Source organism: Pseudomonas sp. BF-R-01, from assembly GCF_019946615.1.
Lineage (GTDB): Bacteria > Pseudomonadota > Gammaproteobacteria > Pseudomonadales > Pseudomonadaceae > Aquipseudomonas > Aquipseudomonas migulae.
Window position 1 is genome coordinate 1 of record NZ_JAGYFX010000210.1, and the last position, 2,713, is coordinate 2,713.

General features: G+C 60.0%; 4 protein-coding genes. 2 read left to right on the plus strand and 2 right to left on the minus strand.

Annotation, left to right across the window (positions count from 1 at the left end):
• Nucleotides 1–87: 87 nt before the first annotated feature.
• Nucleotides 88–1,017, minus strand: a complete 930-nt coding sequence (locus KGB27_RS31235; RefSeq protein WP_192228607.1) for an AraC family transcriptional regulator — start codon at nucleotides 1,015–1,017, stop codon at nucleotides 88–90.
• 334 nt (nucleotides 1,018–1,351) lie between these two features.
• Here KGB27_RS31235 and KGB27_RS31240 point away from each other — a divergent pair, with 334 nt between their 5' ends.
• Together KGB27_RS31240 and KGB27_RS31245 are read left to right on the plus strand one after the other, a co-directional pair.
• Complete coding sequence (locus KGB27_RS31240) at nucleotides 1,352–1,705, plus strand: putative quinol monooxygenase (protein ID WP_008034309.1); 354 nt, start codon at nucleotides 1,352–1,354, stop codon at nucleotides 1,703–1,705.
• Nucleotides 1,706–1,746: 41 nt separating this feature from the next.
• The gene (locus tag KGB27_RS31245; protein WP_008034307.1) at nucleotides 1,747–1,977 is read left to right on the plus strand and encodes a hypothetical protein; all 231 of its coding nucleotides are present in this window, start codon (nucleotides 1,747–1,749) and stop codon (nucleotides 1,975–1,977) included.
• Here the strand turns inward: KGB27_RS31245 and KGB27_RS31250 are convergent, their stop codons facing one another.
• On the minus strand, nucleotides 1,978–2,607 hold the full coding sequence (locus tag KGB27_RS31250) for a flavin reductase family protein (RefSeq protein ID WP_008041982.1): 630 nt from the start codon (nucleotides 2,605–2,607) through the stop codon (nucleotides 1,978–1,980).
• Between the last annotated feature and the right edge of the window lie 106 nt (nucleotides 2,608–2,713).

Below are 2,713 nucleotides of genomic sequence, written 5' to 3' on the forward strand. Positions count from 1 at the left end.
GAAGAAGGCAGCGCGGTACTTCTGGAAAACTGCGTTATCGTTCTTCGCGGGCAAGCCTCGCTCCTACAGGTGTGCGGTTGAATTCGGCTAAACCGTCAACCGTAACCGCGCCAGATCCCGCAGCGGCGGCGCCCCGAACAACCGGCTGTACTCACGGCTGAACTGCGACGGGCTTTCATACCCGACGCGATACCCCGCCGCCGACGCTTCCAGTCCTTCGGCCAGCATCAACCGCCGCGCTTCCTGCAAGCGCAGTTGCTTCTGATACTGCAACGGACTCATCGCCGTCATCGCCTTGAACCGGTGATGCAAGGTCGACACGCTCAGATTCACTTCCTTGGCCAGATCATCAATGCGCAGCGGTTGCTCATAATTGCCGTTGAGCCATTTGATCGCCTGGCTGATGCGGTGGCTCTGGCTGTTGGCAATCGCGATCTCATATAAGCGATGGCCCTGCTGACTGCGCAACAACCGATAGAGAATCTCCCGGCGAATCAACGGTGCGAGCATGGCGATGTCTTTCGGCGTGTCCAGCAATCGCGCCAGGCGCAACACCGCGTCGAGCATCGCGGTGTCGATCCGTTCGACATACAAACCGCGACCGGTGGGGCGGGTCGGCACGCCCAAAGGGCCGGCGTCGGCAATCAACGCGGTGATTTCCGCCGGATCAATGTCCAGCCGCACCGAGAGAATCGGTTCTTCAGAGGTGACGTTCACTATCCGCCCACTCAGGGGCATGGAGACCGACACCACCAGGTAATTCAGCGGGTCGTAATTGAAGTATTCGTCGGCCAGTCTGACCTCTTTGCGCCCCTGCGCCATGATGCACAACGCCGGTTGCGCCAGCACCGGGGCGAACTCATGGGACTGGCTGTGTTTGCCCATGAACAGCGAGGCGACGGCAGTGGCATAAGTGCCATCCTCCATCGTGTTGCGACGGATGATAGCGGCCAGTTCCGCGCGCTGTTTCTCCATGTCGGCGTCCAGCGGGGCTTGAAAGTGATCGAGCGACGACATGCAGGGCATCCTCGGCGAAGCAATGGGAATGAGCTGAGCTTAAATTTGTGCAAGGCACAGCGGTAGACACATCCTGCGAAAAGCTTGCCTGATTCTGCACGGGGTTGAAGAGGCGTGCTGCCAAGGCAGTCTATGGCAGAGAAAACTTGCTCGAACCTCGTGTTTCAGGCCTGTGACACTATTCACACATTGTTACAGGTACGGAATGCAGCCTCGCAGGATTGTGCAACAAGCCGGCAGGAATCGACTAACGGGGCGGCGTGCAGGGGCTTAATCTTGGATCCTGTCGCAGCCCGTCCCACGGCTGCCACTCGAGTACCTGGGAGGGTTGAACATGTCTAAGCAGATCCCCGTCAGTCATATGGCCTTCGTCCGGGCCCGCGCCGGGTGTTCGGCGGAACTCGGTGCGCGCCTCAGCGCCTTGATCGAGCCGTCGCGCACCGCGCCTGGCTGCCTGAGTTTTTCCCTGCAGCATTCGCAGTGCGATCCGGAATTGTGGCTGGTGTCCGGTTTCTGGACCCATCAGCAAGCCATGACGGCCTATTTCAGCACGCCGGCCATGGATATTTTTGCTGAGCTGGTGCAAGAGCTGGTGGTCAACAGCCTGGATTTCCATACCTTCAAGGACGTGTCGGCGGCCCAGGCGCAGTGGCAGTCCCGGTCGCGGGTACACAAACTGGCGGGTTGAGGGTTTAATGACGCCATTCTCAATCAGCCAGGATCCGCGACATGGCACGCAAAGCCTTTGAAACCTTCGAAGCCGTATCCGCCGTAGTGCCCCGCGAGGGCGGTTACTATGCGGCGATTGCCACCAAAGCCATCGGTGGCTCGGGCGCACCGCGCTTCAACAAATTGCTGGAAGACCAGACGTTCAAGACCGCCAAAGAAGCGGACGAAGCTGCCGCCCTGCAACTGACGCACCTCAAGGGCGTCGGCGAAGACGGCGAGCTGATCTGGTAATTACCTGACCGCTCCCGGGCGGAACATCTTGAACAAGGCCTCTGGGCCCAGTTGAAAGTAATCCGCTGGTCCGCCACCGCGCAGAATCGGTTCTGCCGCGGCGGTGTCGTACACCCCGTCCTTCAACAGCCATTTGGCGATGTGCACGGCGACCACTTCGCCGAGAATCAGCCAGCTCGGCACCACGTTGCCGTCGGCGCGCTGCAACTGGATGATCTGCGTGACCTTGCACTCGAAGGACACCGGGCTTTCGGCGACCCGTGGCACCTGAATGATTTTCGACGCCACAGGCGTCAGCCCGGACAACTCGAACTCGTTGACCTCTGGCCCGACCATCGCGCAGCTCTGGTTCATCTGCTCGGCCAGCGGCCGGGTTGCCAGGTTCCAGGCAAACTCGCCGGTCTGCTCGATGTTGTTCAGGCTGTCTTTGCGTCCGACGCTGGAAAATCCAATGATCGGTGGAATGTAGTTGAACGCGTTGAAGAAACTGTAGGGCGCCAGGTTCAGGCGGCCGTCGGCATCCTGCGAAGAAATCCAGCCGATGGGGCGCGGGCCGACGATGGCATTGAACGGGTCATGCGGCAGACCGTGGCCGTTGGCGGGTTCGTAGTAGTGGATGTCGTCGGGCATGAAGGGATTCCTGTTGGTGTGGCGTTCATAGTGCAAGGATGCCCCCATAATTTCCAGCGCACACAATCCCTTGTAGGAGCCGGCTTGCTGGCGATGGTGTGTCAGC